Raw genomic sequence first — 15,739 nt, forward strand, 5'->3', positions numbered from 1 at the left:
TCTGTCGTAATCGCAATCATCGCCGTACAGGTTGCCTATACTTCGACGGAAGGCCCTGCTTCGCGTATAAGCGAGGGAGAACAAAGGTGGGTAGCAACGAACCAATAACCCGACGGAATCATGAGCTTTCAGGTTGCGGAGGGTGGGACGTCGGCCGATACCGCCACTGAGGCGGTCCTCGACGGGGTGGTCGTCGGCATCCCCGCGTACAACGAGGAAAACGGCATCGGAAGCACCGTCCTCGGGGTCAAGCGGTACGCCGAGGAGGTAGTCGTCGTAGACGACGGCAGCACTGACCGAACGGCCGACATCCTCGAACAAGCCGACGTCACCGTCCTCCAACACGAACGAAACCGCGGCAAAGGCGCTGCGGTGCGGACGCTGTTCGACTACGCAGTCGAACAGGAGTGTGAGGCGCTCGTACTCATCGACGCGGACGGACAACACGCGCCCGCGGACATTCCGACGCTCGCGGAGCCAGTCGTCGCCGAGGAGGCCGACGTCGTCATCGGTAGTCGGTATCTCGACCCCGACGACACCGACGAGACGCCGTTCTACCGGCGAATCGGGCAGGTGATTCTCGACTACTCCACGTCCAAAGTGACGGGAGCAGACCTCACCGACACCCAGAGCGGGTTCCGTGCGTTCTCTCCCGAAGCGGTAGAGCGACTCTCCATCACGACCGACGGAATGGGCGTCGAATGTGAGATGATAGATTCTGCGACGACTGAAGGACTGACTATCACCGAACGTGCCATCAAAGCCCGCTACACCGACCTCGAAGGCCAGACGTACAACCCCGTTAAGCACGGCTTAGCTGTGCTGGTCTTTCTCGCACGACTCGCCAAACGACGACGACCGTTCGCGCAGTTCACCAAGGAAAGTCGATAACATGACGCTACAACTACCGACCGAAATCCGCGACCGATACGACAACCTAGCGACCGACCTCGACGGCTTCGAAGATGGAGAGGCGCTCGCCCGGTACGTCCTCGAAGAAACTGCGAAGCAGTTGGAACGCGGCGACGGCGGGTCGGGCGGAACGTCCACCGACCGCGCCGAAGACGACGTGGTCGAAGACCGCCTCGAACAACTGGGCTACCTCGAAAAGTAATCCATGGACGAGGAACCCACGAGCGACAGCGAAAGTACCACAGTGGAACGGGCCGAGGCGGACGGTCACGGTACCGAGGCGAACGGCGACGTAATCATCCTCGGACTCGACGGCGTGCCACCCGAACTTGTCGATAGAGGTATCGACGCCGGGCGACTGCCGAACTTCGAGCGAATGCGCGCGGAGGGTGCCGATGGCACCACGCGTTCTACGGTGCCGCCGCTCTCGATGATCGCGTGGAGTTCCTTCGCTACGGGGCGCAATCCCGGCAATCACGGCATCTACAACTTCATGCTGAAAGAGGCGGGCGAGTACGGCACGAACTTCGTGAACGCCGACACCCTCCGCGAGAAGTCCGTCCCAGTCTGGGAGTATTTGGACGCCGAAGGCAAACGCTCTGGCGTGATGAACGTCATGCCGGGCTACCCGCCGTGTCGGACCGAGGGCTTCCACATCTCGGACAACATCACGACGCCCTCCACGGGCGACTACGCGTTCCCAGACCAATTGCGCGAAGACATCGAGTCGCGCGTCGGCGAGTACGACGTGGACCCCTACGAGGGCTACGACGACGGCAGCAACGAAGAGAACCTACGGGGCCTGCTCGACAACTTCTTCGAAATCGAGAAGAAGCGCATCGAGGTCGCGAAACTACTCTTCGAAGAGTACCCCTGCGACTACTACTCGCTGGTCTTCTCCGGACCGGACAACATCCTCCACGTCTTGGGGCACGTCCTCGACGGCACGCACCCGAAGCACGACCCGCGAGTCGCGGCGAAGTACGAGGACAAACCGCTCCAACTGCTGGAACTGTACGACGAACTACTCGGGTGGGTGATGGACCGGATGGACGACGAGGACACCCTGATGGTCATCTCCGACCACGGCCACGGCCCGGTGTACCAGACTATCAACCTGAACTCGTGGCTCTACAACGCGGGCTACCTCGATCTAAAATCGCGGCCGTGGACCCGTCTGAAGCAGTTCGGCTACAACTACGTCTACGACGCCGTCGAGCGAGTCGCCAGCGAACTCAACCTCTTCTCGAAGCTGAAGATGGGCGTGGCACGGACGAACGGCGACGACACCCCCGGCCCGGACCTCGCGGAACTCCTGACTATCTCCCGGAAGGACATCGACTGGTCGAAGACCGCCGCGTTCACGGTCGCCAGCGGTGGCCAAATCTATCTGAACACGAGGGACCACCGCGAGGGTGCGATTCCCGACCACCAGTACGACGAGATTCGCGAGCGACTGCGCGACGAACTACTGGCCATCGAGCATCCAGAGCGCGGCGACCGAGTCATCGACTCGGTGCTGTACGGCGAGGACGTGTACGACGACCAGTACGCAGACACCCGCCCGGACCTCGTCTGCATGCCCGCGCCGGGTTACCAGATTCAGTACCCCCAGACGATGAAGACAAAGCGCGTCTTCGCCGACCCGCCGAAGACCGGGTCGCACACGTCGATGAACGAGATGCACGGCATCTTCTACGCGTGGGGCGGTCCGGTACAGAACGACTCGGGGATGACCGTGGACCTCACCGACTTCGCGCCGACGGCGATGTCCTTGCTGGACGTGCCCGTTCCGGAAGAGATGGACGGCGAGATTCGCGCTGACGTGTTCGAGAAGGAAGGAGAGCGCAGTCGGTTCGACGGGAAAGTCCAAGCGAAGCGCGCAGTACGGAGCGTCGTAGACGGGATTGGGGCGGACTGAGCCCAGTCCGGACTACGCTTCGTCCGTACCGCGGACGTAGCAGACTCTCTCCTTGGGAATCTGTTTCTCGTAGACGAGTCGCTCGTCGTCTTCGTCTTCGGGAATCGGTGAAAATGCCACTCGCCAGTGGTTCGTGTCGTCGTCGTACCGGGGCGGTTCGAGAAACTCGTGGTCGGCGCGACTGATACTGCTGTACTGACCGGCGAGGGCTTCGTAGGCGAGCGTCGCGTAGATGTCTACAGTGTCACCGGAGTCGAGAGTCGGCGTCTCGCGCTCGTAGGTGACCGAGTAGACGCTCTCGCGCGGAACCGCCGCGGTCTGGGTTTCGTCCATCGGTCCGGCGACGTCCCAGTCAACGGCGCGACTCGGGAACTCCCAGTGGCCACTCGCCGTATCGAACTGGAGCGACTCGGGCGGTGGTTGCGAGCTCGGCTCGTCGTCGGAAAATTTCGCACGGTTCGCGTCTGCTGGACCACCGCCGAGGCCGCCGAAGACGAGCGTTGCTTTACTCATCAAGCAATCTAACGTGAACAATCGGTAAATAGCTACGGCAGACTACGCCGGACTCGGCGCTTCCTCGTGGGACAGGTACGCCGCCAAGTCAGTCGTCGTGATGATGCCGATGACACCTTCCGTCTCGTCCACGACCGGCATGTGGTGGAAGCCGTGTTCTATCATCGCGTCCGCAACGTCCTGAATATCGTCCTGCGCTGCCGTCGTCACGAGGTCCGTACTCATGTACTTCGAAACTGGCGTCTGGTCTTTCGGCTTCTGCTCGGCGACTATCTTCACGAAGTCCGTGGAGGTGAGGATGCCTTCGAGTTGGTTCCGCTCGTCGATGACGACGACAGAACCGACGCCGTGGTCGAGCATCAATCCGGCGGCGTCTTCGACCAACGTATCCGGGGAGACGGTTAGCAAGTCCGTGGACATCAGTCTGGCAACAAAAATATCCATGATATAAGGTACCTCCCAGCACATATAAAAGTTGCGCGAGAATGTAGGTGTCGGCAACTCTCGGGAGAAAATACGTATCTCCGTAGTCGGTCTCTGCTCGCTATTTTACCAACTGTCTCATATGTTCGCGTCCACGTCCACCGTCTCCCCGCTTCGCGCCGACTCGTACGCCGCCTCGGTAAGGGCTGTTACAGCGAGGGCGTCCCGTGCCGTGGCTGGTGGTTTCTCGCCGCGCTCGACGCAGTCTATGAACACCTCTGCCTTGTTCCGTTGGGCACTCCGGTCGATGTAGGGAATCACGGTCGTACTCTCCGGATTTATCTCCTTCATCTCCCGTTCCTCCCACTGGCGACCTTCCAAGTACACCGCGCCGTCGTGGTCCCAGATGTGGATGTGTTCCCGAACGCAGGGCGCGTCGCTGTGGACCGAGATGGTGCCCTGTGCGCCGTTCTCGAACTCGACTGTCAGAATCGCTCGTTCGTCCACTCGGGCCTCGTCGTCGGCGAACTCCATCTCTGCGGAGACCGAGGCCGGAGTCAGGCCAGTCGTCCACAAGACGGCGTCGATGAGGTGGCTCCCGGTGTCGTAGAGATTGCCCCCGCCTGAGAGGTCGGGGTTCGTCCGCCACGTGTTCTCGAAGCGTCGAATCCAGTTCTGGGTAATCTCGGCGCTGACGAACTGCGGGTCGCCACCGTCTTCGAACCGCTCACGGGCAGTCTGAAACGCGGGATTGAGGTGACGCTGGTAGCCGACCATCAGCACCTCGTCGCCGGACTCAGCGCGCTCTGCGAGGTCCTGTGCTTGGTCGAGGTCGGTCGTCAGCGGCTTGTCACAGAGGACGTGGAGTCCCCTGTCGAGGGCCGCCGTCACCTGCTCGTGGTGGAGCGTGTGCGGCGTGCCGATGAGTACAGCGTCCACGTCCTCCGCGTCAAGCATGGCACGGAAGTCGTCGTACTGTGAGCCGTCACCGACGTACAGTTGCTCGCCAGCACTCCGCCGCGTCTCGGGGTCTACGTCTGCCAGCGCGGTCACTGTCGCCCGCGGGTCCTGATTGAAGAGGCCGCCGACCGTGGTCCCGATGTAGCCGCCACCGATGACGCCGACTCTGAGTTTGTCACGCACAGACATGTACTTCGTTCCGACTACGGCGTGACTGAAGAGTCGTTCGGAGACCGGAGATAATTGCGAGTAACGGAGCGACTGCGAAACGGGGAGCACTGCGAAACGAGGAGCGACGGCGACTCGGCGAGTTACTGAGTATAGTCGAGCGCCACGACGCGCCCGTCGCCGTACATCACCAGTGCTTCGTCGTCGCCGTCACCGTCCAAGTCAGCCACCGCGGGGTACTTGAAAATCGGCACGTCGCGCTCGTAGGTCGCCAGTACGTCGCCCGACTCGGGTGCGACGACCGAGACCATACCGTCCTTGCTCGGTGCGAGGAGTTCCGGCGAGTCGTCGCCGTCTACGTCGGCGAGCGTCGGCGGCGGCATCATGGTTACGTCGGCGTTCGTCAGGGTCGTCGTCCACTCGATTGCCCCGCTCGCGGTGTCGATAGCTCGGAGTTTCCCGTCCTTTGCGACGGCGTACACTTCGGATGTTCCGTCACCGTCGCCGTCGCCGATGGCGTGAACTGCGGCCGCCTTGCCGAACTCGTGGTTCCACACCCGGGTACCGTTGCCAGCGTAGGCCGCGACTCGTCCGTCAGTCGTCGCCGCGACGATTCGGTGCTGGCCGTCGGTCTCACTGGTCGCCAGCCACCCGACAGAGCCTGCTACCGTCCGCTGCCACGTCACGCTCCCATTCGGTTCCAGAACCGTCACGGTACCCTCGGTTCCGGGTGCAGAGCCGACGACCAACTCGTCGGTGCCGTCGCCGTCGAAGTCCGAAAGTTCGGGCGCCGCCCACGTCATCCCAAGTTGTTTCGACCACGCCGTCGTGCCGTTTTCGTGGACGACGAAGAGGGTGCCCTGCACGTCCGCGACGACGACTTCCTTGCCGCCGCCCGGCACGAAGTCGGCGACCACTGGTTCGGTGTAGCCGTAGGAACTCAAATTGTGTCGGAACTCGACGGTTCCGTCGGCGGCGCTCGCGGCGAAGACGACTCGTTCGGTCGTCGCGGCCAGCGCTTCTCGGCTTCCGTCGCCGTCGAAGTCCGCGACTGTCGGGTCCGCGACGGAGTGAATCGTGCAGTTCGTCGGCGGAACTTCGTACACCCACTCGGTCGAACCGTCGTCTCCGGAGAGTGCGTACAGCCCGCAGTTGTCCGCGCCGTCGGGGCCGCTCACCGGCGCGAAGACGAACTGCTGGCCGTCGATTTCCGCGACGGCAGGGGCGTGGTGGTTGCCGGTCATCTCTCGGGCCGTGTCGCTGACCCACTGTTCGCGCAACTCGCCACCCGCCGTCGTGCCGACGAAACCGTAGGCGGCGACGCCACCGAGTGCAAGGAGGACGAAAGCGAGGACGGCGACGGTCCGGGTTCGCATCGGTTGGAGTTAGGAGTGGGTGGGCAAAAGGGCGTTTATCGAAAGCGGAGTCGAAACCATTCTAAATCAGCAACAACGCACTTCCCGCAAGCCGTCGTCACCATCTGCATGGCAACTATCGTGGGGATCGAAGCCAGCGGCGGCGCGATACTCGCAGGTGACCGAGTACTGGCCGAAGGTGGCACCGTCGAGAGCAAGCACAAACGTCACGTCTTCGACTTCGGCGACGTGGGCGCGGCGGCAGTCGGCGAGTCGGGCGACATCGACGAGTTCCGCCGCCGTCTCGAATCCGAGAATCGTACCTACGAGACCGAACGCGGCGACCCGATGGACGTGATGCGGTTCGCAAACGTCGCCGCAGACATCGCAGGCGAAGAGGGCGTCGAGGCAATCGTGGTCGCTCGCGACAACAGAGACGTGCCCCGAGTCAGAGCTATCGACGCCGAGGGTGGCATCCTCACCGACGAGACGGTCGCGTTCGGCTCTGGAGCCCAGTTCGCGCTTGGGGTCCTCGACGGTGCGACCGTCGATATCGACCTTCCGGCCGTGGAGGAACTCGCACGCGACGCAATCGAAGCGGCGGCGGACCGCGACACGGCGACCGGAGCGGACATCGACACGTACCGCCTGAGCGGCGACGGGGCCTGATTTAAGTTGCGACGGTCCTACCCTGCGGGCATGACGACCGTCGAAATCGAATACTGCGTCCCGTGTGGCATGCTCGACCGCGCTCAGAATCTGCAACGCGCGCTGCTGTCGGAGTACGGCGAGCGACTCGACTCCGTCGCGCTCGTAACTGGCGACAGCGGCGTCTTCGAGGTCCGAGCAGACGGCGAGGCGGTCTTCGACAAAGAGGAAGACGAGTACGACGAGGACGCGATTAGCGAGTCTATCGGCGATTACGTCTAACGTCGCACTGCGTCTTGAGTCTCGACCCCAGTAGTTAGGCACCCGCACAACAGGTACCGACTCCGACAGCGTTCCATCACCTCGCGGCCGACCAGTTACAGGACCGCGTTACGCGTGCCCTGACGCCCGCGACGTGCTTCGAGGCGTCGAAAACCGTCTTCGGGCTTTATACGGAGTGCGGTGGTCCGAACTGTCGGGGATACGGAATGGGTAGTGTCAAACGTGGGGAAGCGGTCGCGGTTTCAAGTACTGACAGAGAACTCGACAGGCACCGCCTGTGGCGGAGTGAGCGTCGGGGTAGTCGGCGGGGTGAACGCCGATGAAGTTGGCGATGGTCGGGTTCGGACAGGCTGGCGGCAAGATAGTAGACAAGTTCATCGAGTACGACGAGCGGACGGGCAGTCAGACGGTCAGGTCGGCGGTGGCAGTCAACACCGCGAAGGCCGACCTGATGGGTCTCGAACGAATCCCAGAGGAGAATCAAGTCCTCATCGGCCAGTCCCGAGTGAAAGGCCACGGGGTCGGTGCCGACAACGAACTCGGCGCTGAAATCGCCGAGGAGGACATCGACGAGATTCAGGGTGCAGTAGACAACGTGCCGATACACGACGTGGACGCGTTTCTCGTCGTCGCTGGGATGGGCGGCGGGACTGGGTCGGGCGGCGCACCGGTCCTCACCAAGTACCTCAAGCGCATCTACACCGAACCGGTGTACGGACTAGGCATCCTGCCAGGCCGCGAGGAGGGCGGTATCTACACGCTGAACGCGGCCCGCTCGTTCCAGACGTTCACCCGAGAAGTTGACAACTTGCTCGTCTTCGACAACGACGCGTGGCGACAGTCCGGCGAGTCGGTCGAAGTCGGCTACGACCGCATCAACGAGGAAATCGTCAGACGCTTCGGCATCCTCTTCGGCGCAGGCGAAGTTGGCTACGGCGACGACGTAGGCGAGAGCGTCGTGGACTCCAGCGAAATCATCAACACGCTTGGAACTGGTGGGGTCTCGACTATCGGCTACGCCGCAGAGGAAATCGACAATCCGAACAGCGGCCTCCTCTCGCGTTTCACCGGCACCGACGAAGTAGACCCGACCCACGCGACGAACCGACTGACGAGTCTCGTCCGGAAGGCGGCGTTGGGCCGACTGACGCTCCCCGCAGAGATAGAGAGCGCCGAGCGGTCGCTGTTCGTCGCCAGCGGTCCCTCCAAGTACCTCAACCGAAAGGGCATCGAGCGCGGTCGAAAGTGGTTGGAGAACGAAACTGGCTCGATGGAAGTTCGCGGCGGCGACTACCCGGTCGGTGACGCCAACCACGTCGCTGGCGTGGTGCTCCTCTCCGGCGTCTCAGACGTACCGCGAATCGAGGAGTTGCAGAACGTGGCCGTCGAGACTCAAGACAACATCGCCGACACCCGCGCGGAGAGCGAGCGCCAGACGGCCAACCTCGTCGAGGACGAGGACGGCGAACTGGACCCGCTGTTCTGAGCAGTCTCTTCTTCCTACGAGACGTTCATCTCGGGGCTCGCAGGTTCCGGCACCGGTTTGTCAGCGTTCGCGGCCCGGGGCGGTATCGTCTCGACTTCGGGTTCTTCCTCGTTGGGGTAACGGTCGAGTTCGGCCGTAAACTGCTCGTTGTCGGCCGACGAACTGCGTTTCTCACCGGACAGCGCCGACTGCGTGCCCCGTTCGCCCTGCTCGTCCATCATCTCGAAGATGAGGACGCCGTCGTTCTCGAAGACGAGTTGATACTTCGGCGAGAGGTGCATCGACATCGCCAACTTGCTTGTTCGGCGGTGTTGCATCCCGCGGACGGTGAACTCGCCTTTCGGCAAGTAGATGTAGTCGGGGTGCTTGTTGCTCTGGGAGAGCGTGTTCGTCATGCAGTGTGCGCTGTTGCAGGCCGACACGTCCCGGAAGAGCTGTAAGTGGTGGTTGTACGGTTCTTGGCCCTTCCACTCGACGCCCCACGGCCCGACCAGCATCGTGCGATGGGTCTGCTGTGGGAACCACTCGGCGGCGTCACCTTGCACGACGAACGTCGCTTCGCTGTTGGTGTGCGTTTCGACCCACTGCATCGCTTCGTCGTCGTCCTCGTCCATGAACTGCGGGAGCGAGGGACTCCCAGCGTGGGCGTCTACGCCGCTGGTCGCGTACATCGCGCCGCCCGCGAGGCCGACCATCGCGATGAGTACCATACACGCGGTGACGGCACTCCGACGAGTGACGGAGGCTCCGACCCTGTCGCGGAGTCGCGCCGCGACCACGTTGAGCAGGAACACTGCGCTGATAAGCGCCCCGACGAGCAGCGTGAATCGCGCCTTGCCCAACAAGATTGCTACGCCGAAGAACCACACCGGGAGGAAGAACCGCCGCTTGGCGAGCAGGTATAACGCGCCGACGACGGGCAGGAACTGCCAGAGAGATCCGATGAATGCGGCGTCCGGACTGACGTGACCGATTGCCGACACCGCGCCGAAGAAGCCTCCACCGATTCCGCCGTGCGTGCCTGCGGCCCCGAGGAACACGTCCGGGCCGTGCATCGAGATTATCTGTAGCCACCACGGCGAAGCCAACAGGATACCGCCGAAGCCGACGACCATCCCGCGGGTGAGACCCCAGAGCGAGCGGTCTAGCTCCAAGTAGAGGAGGAAGTAGCTCGTGGCGAAGAACACCGTGTACACCGGATGGGTCAAGATAGTCAGCGTGAACAACGCCAGCGACGGAACGACCCACCGGGCGTCTTTGTCCCTGTAGAGACGAAGACCGGCGTAGATTCCCGACAGAGAGAACAGGAACGCGGGGGCCCGGACGATGCCACCCGCGGAGATGTGCCACTGCAAGAGCGGCGGACTGACCGCGACGATGAGCGTCGCTAACGACGCCTGCGGGCGCGACCGAAGGAAGTCTCGAGCGAACAGATACAGCGGTACGAGATACGCGATACTCACCAGTCCCGGCAGATAGCGTGCAATTGTGATGCCTTCGATGCCAGTGAGGTCGCGTATCACCGCGACGGTGTAGAACATCAGCGGCGGGTAGGAAAACGGCACTCCCTCTGCCGTGTAGTGTGGAATCGTCTTCGGGAGGGCGTAGCCGTTCTCGACAATTCGCTCCGCGATGAGCAGGTAGAGACCCGCTCCGAACGAAGGATACTGATGCGACCGGAGATACACGTACAGGATAGAGCAGGCTGCAAGGAGAGCGGGCGCGAACCAGAGGAGCTCTCGCTTGTACCCTCGCTCCTGTACCGTCGTCGTTTGTGATAGATTCTGTCCCGACATAGTTGCAACTTCGAGTTGCGCCGTGATGCTAGACGCGTGTTCTCGATGTACCGTTTACCAGACTGACTCTTTGTTATCCAGGGGCTATGCGAACAAAACGTGGTACCATGTTCCCGCAAATGATGGTTACGGCCGTAGGAATTGTTTCAATGTTGTGTTTCACTCGAAACGGTTTGAAACGCACGAAACGGATGGCGCGAGAAAAATAAGGAAAGTAAAATCGGTGAAAGTTCGTTCGACGGTAGAGAGCGTCAGCAGCGGCTATTCGTATCTTAGGGCGTCGATAGGGTCCGTGTGGGCCGCGTCCCACGCTGGATAGACGCCTGCGAGGACGCCGACGACGACACCGACGACGACTGCGGCCCCGAACCACTGCGGTTGGAACGCGAGCGGCAGGCCGATGAGTTGGGCACCGACGAAGCCGCCAACCATCCCGATGACCGCCCCGAGAATCGACCCCAACACGCCGAGCATGACCGCTTCGAAGAGGAACAGTTGGAGGACGTCGCGGCTCTGTGCGCCGACGGCTTTCATGATGCCGATTTCGCGGGTGCGCTCGGTGACCGACACCAACATGATGTTGGCGATGCCGATAGACCCGACGATGAGCGAAATGACCGCGATACCCGTGATGTACGCGGTGAACGTACTCGTGAGTTGTTTGACCTGCCCGATTATCTGGTCTTGGGTGGTCACGCGGAACTCGTAGCCCTGACTCTTTATCTGGCGAGCATCAGAGCGTTCGCCGAGGTAGTTGTACACCCGGCCCTGAACGGCGTCCACTTGCCCCGGCGACTCGGCGACGACGAGAATCCGTCCGAACACTGGCATGCGAGTGTTGAGGCTCGGACTGAACGTCGTCCGCAGGTAGTACGGATTGGTGGGTGCGTAGATGCGCGGTTGCGGTCCTTGGCTGAACCCGAGGACGCTCTCGGAGCCTTGCGATTCGACGATTCCGACTACCGTCGCGTTCGCGGTGCCCCCTGCCGCGCGAGTGAACGTGATGTTCTCGCCGACGCTAACGTTGCTCCCGCTGAACATCCGCGCAGCGGGGCGGTTCAACACGACTTCGCGTTGTCCACTCTGAAACGGCCCGCCCGAGAGGAACGTCAGATTCCGGACGCGGAAGTAGTCTGGCGACGTGACGGTTATCCACTGGCGCGCGACGGACGTGTTGTTGTGTGATACCGAAGTCGCAGCGATGCCGCTCTCGGGAACCGCTACTTCGACGCCGTCCAACTCTCGGATGTTGCTCACGTCGTACTCCGTGAACACCGTCTGGCCGCCACCGCCGAGCGCGGGCACGCGACTGTCGCCCGGAGCTTGCGCGGTGACGTACATCGTCGCGGCGTTGCCACCCGCGACTGTGCTGATGATGTCTTGCTGGAGGCTCGTCCCCAGCGTGACGAACGTGATGACCGCCGCGACGCCGATGATGACCCCGAGCGTCGTCAGCGTCGAGCGGAGTTTGTGTTCCCGAATGTTGCGCCAACTGATTCGTGCAGTCTCTAAGACGTTCATCGTGTCTCCCCCTACCGGAACCCCCGTCTGTGTCCCAATCCGTGACGTCCCGTACGCGTCGTTACAGGTCCCACCGGCAAAAGCCCTTGAGCCGAAACGTCGCGTTACGTGCCGGTAACGGTTGCACACGCCAGTTAAGCAGAGAGAAACCACGGGGAGAATTCGCTCCCGCCCGAAGGTACAACCCGCTGGCGGTCGGAGTGTCCCGCTATGGAGCGCACGAATCCCTCAACGGGCGAGTCGCTCGAATCTATCGGATCCGACACCGAGCAAGACGTAGCGGACGCGCTGGACCGCGCGACCGAGGTGTTCGAGGAGTGGAAAGAGGTCCGCATTCAGAAGCGCCAAACACTCCTCGCAGACGCGGGCGCGGTGCTTCGTGAGAACAAGCGAGAGTACGCCGAACTGATGACCGAGGAGATGGGTAAACCCGTCGAATCGGCCGTCTCCGAAGTCGAGAAGTGTGCGTGGGTCTGTGACTACTACGCCGAGAACGCGGCCGAACATCTACAGGACGAGCATCTCGGCGGGGAGGAGTACGCGAAGACGTACGTCTCCTACGAACCGATGGGGCCGATTCTGGCGGTCATGCCGTGGAACTTCCCGTTCTGGCAGGTGTTCCGATTCGCCGCACCGCATCTCACGGCTGGCAACGTCGGCCTGCTCAAGCACGCGTCGAACGTCCCCGGGTGCTCGCGGGCGATTCAGGAGGTGTTCGAGGAGGCGGGCTACCCGGAAGGCGTCTTCCAGTCGTTGCTCGTCGGCTCTGACGAGATGGACGACGTACTCACCGACGACCGCATCGCGGCCGTCACCCTCACCGGGAGCGAGCGCGCGGGGCGTGCAGTCGCCGAGAGCGCGGGCCAGCAACTCAAGAAGACCGTTCTCGAACTGGGCGGGAGCGACCCCTTCGTCGTGCTGGACGACGCCGACGTAGAAGCGGCGGCGAAGACCGGTGTGCGCGCCAGAACAATCAACTCCGGGCAATCCTGCATCGCGGCAAAACGGTTCATCGTCCACACCGACGTGTACGACGAGTGGCTCGACAAGTTCACCGACGAGATGGAGTCGCTGACCGTCGGCGACCCGATGGAAGAAGAGACGGACGTCGGCCCACAGGCCCGCGAAGACCTGATGGCCGACTTCCACGAGCAGGTCCAAGAGAGCGTCGAGGCGGGCGCGACCCTCGAAGTCGGCGGCGAACCGCTGGACAGAGACGGGTTCTACTATCCGCCGACGGTGTTGACCGACGTGCCACGAGACTCGCCTGCCGCCGCCGAAGAAGTGTTCGGCCCCGCCGCGGCCGTCTTCGAAGTCGAGGACGAACAGGAGGCCATCGAACTGGCGAACGACACGAACCTCGGACTCGGGGCGTCGGTCTGGTCGAAGGACCTAGAGCGCGGCGAGCGCGTCGCCCACGAAATCAAGGCTGGCTGTACGTTCGTCAACGAACTCGTCAAGTCCGACCCCAGACTCCCCTTCGGTGGCGTGAAAGACTCGGGATACGGCCGAGAACTGGCTAAGCACGGCATTCAGGAGTTCGTCAACAAGAAGACCGTCTGGGTGCAGGAAGCGAACGCTGGCGGGGAGGACGTGGACCTGAGCATCGAGTAGGACGCTCCCTCTGCGTTCAGGCCGTCTGCTCGCTGTCCGGTTGCTTCGTCTCCTCGCAGTCTATGCGTTCGCGGAGCCACCCCTGTTGGGTGGCGATGCCGCCCTGTTCGGCGAGTGGGGCCTGCACCTCGACTCCGACCGACCGCAGATGGGTCCACAACGGACTCAGCAGTTCGACGTAGCGCGAACTCGTGAGCGCGACGACTTCGTCGAACCGGGAGGTGAGACCGTCTTCGGAAACGAATCGCATCGCCGACGCAGTCAAGTCCGTAACCCACGCGCTCCGCTCGCGGGCATCGTAGTCGTCGAGCGACGCGTCGTACGGTGCAATTTCGTCCGTCGGTGAGAGGAGTCCGTGTTTCTCAGAGAGGACGACCCACTCGTCGCAAATGGTTTCGGCGTACTCGGCCTTGAGGCCGAAGTAACTGGAGATGTACTGCTCGCGCGCCGGTAATCGCTCGTCCTGCTGTCTCCCGTTGCCGTGAACGAGTGCGAGCGTCGTCACGAGTCGAGCGTGTCAGAGGGAGTACTTAGATGTTTAGGTGACGGGGGCACCCCTGAAAGCTGTCGAAATAATATCCGATAGGTTGTTTACTACGTGAAATTCGGAGGAATATTTATTAGGTAGATGCGCATCTGTAGAAGTACTCGTAAGTGACATGGATTTTTCGACGGGCAGTCACAGCGAAGACAGTATCCGAGTTCTCCACGTCGAACACGGCGACGGCACGGCGACAGATGCCGAAAACCTCCTCGAACAGAACCTCGACACAGTCGAGGTGACGACGAAGTCACGAGTCCAAACAGCACTCGACTGCCTCGATACCGAACCTATCGACTGCGTGGTCAGCGACACCGAACTCCGAGACGAAGACCCGCTCGATTTCCTCGAAGTTGTTCGACGCGACTACCCCGACCTCCCGTTCATCTTCTTCACCGGCGAGGACGACGAACACCTGGCCAGCGAGGCGATTCTCGGCGGTGCGAACGACTGGTTGCAGAAAGAGGGCGAGACAGCCCAATTCGACCGCTTGCAGAGTCGGATTCGAAGCCTCGTCGGCGAGTATCGGACGAAACGGGAACTTCGAGAGAACAGGCGGCAGTTCGAGACGCTGCTCTCCAATCTGCCGGGGTTGGCCTATCGCTGTCGGAACGAGAGAGACTGGCCGATGGAGTTCGTCAGCGAGGGCTGTCGAGAACTCACGGGGTACGACCCCGAACAGTTGACCGACGGTGGCGTGTCGTTCGGCGACGACATCACTCACCCCGACGACCGCGAAGCCGTGTGGCAGACCGTCGAGAAAGCCCTCGAAGACGGCACGTCGTTCCAAGTGGACTATCGAATCCGGACTGCTGACGACGAACTGAAGTGGGTCTGGGAACAGGGAGAACTCGTCTCTCGTCCCGACGAATCGACCGTCTTGGAGGGGTTCGTCATGGACGTGACCGACTGGAAGATGAGCAAACGCCGCCTCCGCATCCTCAATCGCGTCCTCCGGCACAACCTCCGCAACGATATGAACGTGATAATGGGGTACGCCGACGAGATTTCGAAAGAAGTCGAAGACGACGACCTCCGAGCGGAAGCCGAGACCATCGAGTCGATTGCGACGGACGTCGCGTCGCTGAGCGATTCGACCTCTCAAATCGAGGCGCTCATCGAAATAGAGCCAGCGAACAGACGGCCATTCGACGTTTCGACCCTCATCGAAGCGAGCGTCGAGAGGATTCGAGAGAAGTATCCCGAAGCCGAAATCACCGTCGAGCAACCGAACGACGCGTGGGTCCACGCGACGAAGGAACTCCAGTTCGTCTTGCAGCACACGCTCGACAACGCCGTCGTACACAACCATTCGGCCGTCCCCCGAATCGAAGTTACGGTGCGAGAAGCGCTAGGAACTGACGACGTTCTCGTCGAAGTCGCCGACGACGGACCGGGAATTCCACAGATGGAAATCGACGCGCTGGACACGCCCGAGGAGACGACCAGTCTCTCCCACGGGTCTGGGTTGGGTCTCTGGGTGATGAAGTGGGGCGTCGAATCGCTCGGCGGCGACCTGACGTTTGCAACAAACCAACCCACTGGTACCGTCGTGCGGATTCGTCTGCCGGAGGCGTCCCCGCCGAGCTAACGAAGCGA

Annotated in this window: 15 protein-coding genes; 8 read left to right on the forward strand and 7 right to left on the reverse strand. The window is 62.1% G+C overall.

Going from position 1 to position 15,739, the window contains the following annotated elements:
- The first annotated feature begins 120 nt into the window (after window positions 1-120).
- The 3 genes from F7R90_RS20280 to F7R90_RS20290 are packed head-to-tail and all read left to right on the forward strand — an operon-like array spanning window position 121 to window position 2,833.
- Entirely contained in the window at window positions 121-891 is a 771-nt protein-coding gene (locus F7R90_RS20280) for a glycosyltransferase family 2 protein (RefSeq protein WP_158059378.1), read from the forward strand.
- Window position 892: 1 nt separating this feature from the next.
- Window positions 893-1,114 carry a hypothetical protein gene (locus F7R90_RS20285; protein WP_158059379.1) on the forward strand — a complete coding sequence of 74 codons (222 nt, stop codon included), beginning with the start codon at window positions 893-895 and terminating at the stop codon, window positions 1,112-1,114.
- Between the two features lie 3 nt (window positions 1,115-1,117).
- A complete protein-coding gene (locus tag F7R90_RS20290) occupies window positions 1,118-2,833 on the forward strand; it encodes an alkaline phosphatase family protein (protein ID WP_158059380.1) in 1,716 nt (571 codons plus the stop codon).
- Window positions 2,834-2,845: 12 nt separating this feature from the next.
- Here F7R90_RS20290 and F7R90_RS20295 read toward each other — a convergent pair whose 3' ends face one another.
- The 4 genes from F7R90_RS20295 to F7R90_RS20310 all read right to left on the reverse strand — a co-directional run bounded on the left by F7R90_RS20295 (window position 2,846) and on the right by F7R90_RS20310 (window position 6,273).
- Window positions 2,846-3,346 (reverse strand): hypothetical protein, encoded by a 501-nt coding sequence (locus F7R90_RS20295; RefSeq protein ID WP_158059381.1) that lies wholly within the window; start codon window positions 3,344-3,346, stop codon window positions 2,846-2,848.
- 42 nt (window positions 3,347-3,388) lie between these two features.
- Window positions 3,389-3,793 (reverse strand): CBS domain-containing protein, encoded by a 405-nt coding sequence (locus F7R90_RS20300; protein ID WP_158059469.1) that lies wholly within the window; start codon window positions 3,791-3,793, stop codon window positions 3,389-3,391.
- A 114-nt stretch (window positions 3,794-3,907) separates the two neighbouring features.
- Window positions 3,908-4,918, reverse strand: a complete 1,011-nt coding sequence (locus tag F7R90_RS20305; RefSeq protein ID WP_158059382.1) for a Gfo/Idh/MocA family protein — start codon at window positions 4,916-4,918, stop codon at window positions 3,908-3,910.
- Between the two features lie 122 nt (window positions 4,919-5,040).
- Window positions 5,041-6,273, reverse strand: a complete 1,233-nt coding sequence (locus F7R90_RS20310) for an outer membrane protein assembly factor BamB family protein (RefSeq protein WP_158059383.1) — start codon at window positions 6,271-6,273, stop codon at window positions 5,041-5,043.
- Window positions 6,274-6,381: 108 nt separating this feature from the next.
- On the opposite strand from F7R90_RS20310, the gene F7R90_RS20315 reads away from it, so the two are divergent.
- From F7R90_RS20315 to F7R90_RS20325, 3 genes are all read left to right on the forward strand, one after another.
- The gene (locus F7R90_RS20315; protein ID WP_158059384.1) at window positions 6,382-6,921 is read left to right on the forward strand and encodes an Ntn hydrolase family protein; all 540 of its coding nucleotides are present in this window, start codon (window positions 6,382-6,384) and stop codon (window positions 6,919-6,921) included.
- A 30-nt stretch (window positions 6,922-6,951) separates the two neighbouring features.
- A complete protein-coding gene (locus tag F7R90_RS20320) occupies window positions 6,952-7,182 on the forward strand; it encodes a SelT/SelW/SelH family protein (RefSeq protein WP_158059385.1) in 231 nt (76 codons plus the stop codon).
- Window positions 7,183-7,501: 319 nt separating this feature from the next.
- The gene (locus F7R90_RS20325; RefSeq protein WP_158059386.1) at window positions 7,502-8,668 is read left to right on the forward strand and encodes a tubulin/FtsZ family protein; all 1,167 of its coding nucleotides are present in this window, start codon (window positions 7,502-7,504) and stop codon (window positions 8,666-8,668) included.
- Window positions 8,669-8,682: 14 nt separating this feature from the next.
- Here the strand turns inward: F7R90_RS20325 and F7R90_RS20330 are convergent, their stop codons facing one another.
- On the reverse strand, window positions 8,683-10,464 hold the full coding sequence (locus F7R90_RS20330; RefSeq protein ID WP_192498483.1) for an ArnT family glycosyltransferase: 1,782 nt from the start codon (window positions 10,462-10,464) through the stop codon (window positions 8,683-8,685).
- Between the two features lie 261 nt (window positions 10,465-10,725).
- Window positions 10,726-11,985 (reverse strand): ABC transporter permease, encoded by a 1,260-nt coding sequence (locus tag F7R90_RS20335; protein WP_158059387.1) that lies wholly within the window; start codon window positions 11,983-11,985, stop codon window positions 10,726-10,728.
- Between the two features lie 210 nt (window positions 11,986-12,195).
- On the opposite strand from F7R90_RS20335, the gene F7R90_RS20340 reads away from it, so the two are divergent.
- Window positions 12,196-13,599, forward strand: coding sequence for an NAD-dependent succinate-semialdehyde dehydrogenase (locus tag F7R90_RS20340; protein WP_158059388.1), 1,404 nt, complete (start codon window positions 12,196-12,198; stop codon window positions 13,597-13,599).
- A gap of 16 nt (window positions 13,600-13,615) precedes the next feature.
- Here F7R90_RS20340 and F7R90_RS20345 read toward each other — a convergent pair whose 3' ends face one another.
- A complete protein-coding gene (locus tag F7R90_RS20345; protein ID WP_158059389.1) occupies window positions 13,616-14,104 on the reverse strand; it encodes a DUF6884 domain-containing protein in 489 nt (162 codons plus the stop codon).
- A gap of 154 nt (window positions 14,105-14,258) precedes the next feature.
- Between F7R90_RS20345 and F7R90_RS20350 the strand changes: the two genes are divergently transcribed.
- Window positions 14,259-15,731 (forward strand): hybrid sensor histidine kinase/response regulator, encoded by a 1,473-nt coding sequence (locus F7R90_RS20350; RefSeq protein ID WP_158059390.1) that lies wholly within the window; start codon window positions 14,259-14,261, stop codon window positions 15,729-15,731.
- Window positions 15,732-15,739 lie beyond the last annotated feature (8 nt).

It is taken from the genome of Halorussus halophilus, from assembly GCF_008831545.1.
Taxonomy (GTDB): domain Archaea; phylum Halobacteriota; class Halobacteria; order Halobacteriales; family Haladaptataceae; genus Halorussus; species Halorussus halophilus.

Excerpts from the sequence above, each read along its gene's own strand:
- F7R90_RS20335 (WP_158059387.1), bottom strand. The coding sequence starts at position 11,985 with ATGAACGTCTTAGAGACTGCACGAATCAGTTGGCGCAACATTCGGGAA.
- F7R90_RS20285 (WP_158059379.1), top strand. The coding sequence starts at position 893 with ATGACGCTACAACTACCGACCGAAATCCGCGACCGATACGACAACCTA.
- F7R90_RS20330 (WP_192498483.1), bottom strand. The coding sequence starts at position 10,464 with ATGTCGGGACAGAATCTATCACAAACGACGACGGTACAGGAGCGAGGG.
- F7R90_RS20320 (WP_158059385.1), top strand. The coding sequence starts at position 6,952 with ATGACGACCGTCGAAATCGAATACTGCGTCCCGTGTGGCATGCTCGAC.
- F7R90_RS20305 (WP_158059382.1), bottom strand. The coding sequence starts at position 4,918 with ATGTCTGTGCGTGACAAACTCAGAGTCGGCGTCATCGGTGGCGGCTAC.
- F7R90_RS20295 (WP_158059381.1), bottom strand. The coding sequence starts at position 3,346 with ATGAGTAAAGCAACGCTCGTCTTCGGCGGCCTCGGCGGTGGTCCAGCA.
- F7R90_RS20280 (WP_158059378.1), top strand. The coding sequence starts at position 121 with ATGAGCTTTCAGGTTGCGGAGGGTGGGACGTCGGCCGATACCGCCACT.
- F7R90_RS20290 (WP_158059380.1), top strand. The coding sequence starts at position 1,118 with ATGGACGAGGAACCCACGAGCGACAGCGAAAGTACCACAGTGGAACGG.
- F7R90_RS20325 (WP_158059386.1), top strand. The coding sequence starts at position 7,502 with ATGAAGTTGGCGATGGTCGGGTTCGGACAGGCTGGCGGCAAGATAGTA.
- F7R90_RS20350 (WP_158059390.1), top strand. The coding sequence starts at position 14,259 with ATGGATTTTTCGACGGGCAGTCACAGCGAAGACAGTATCCGAGTTCTC.
- F7R90_RS20310 (WP_158059383.1), bottom strand. The coding sequence starts at position 6,273 with ATGCGAACCCGGACCGTCGCCGTCCTCGCTTTCGTCCTCCTTGCACTC.
- F7R90_RS20315 (WP_158059384.1), top strand. The coding sequence starts at position 6,382 with ATGGCAACTATCGTGGGGATCGAAGCCAGCGGCGGCGCGATACTCGCA.
- F7R90_RS20340 (WP_158059388.1), top strand. The coding sequence starts at position 12,196 with ATGGAGCGCACGAATCCCTCAACGGGCGAGTCGCTCGAATCTATCGGA.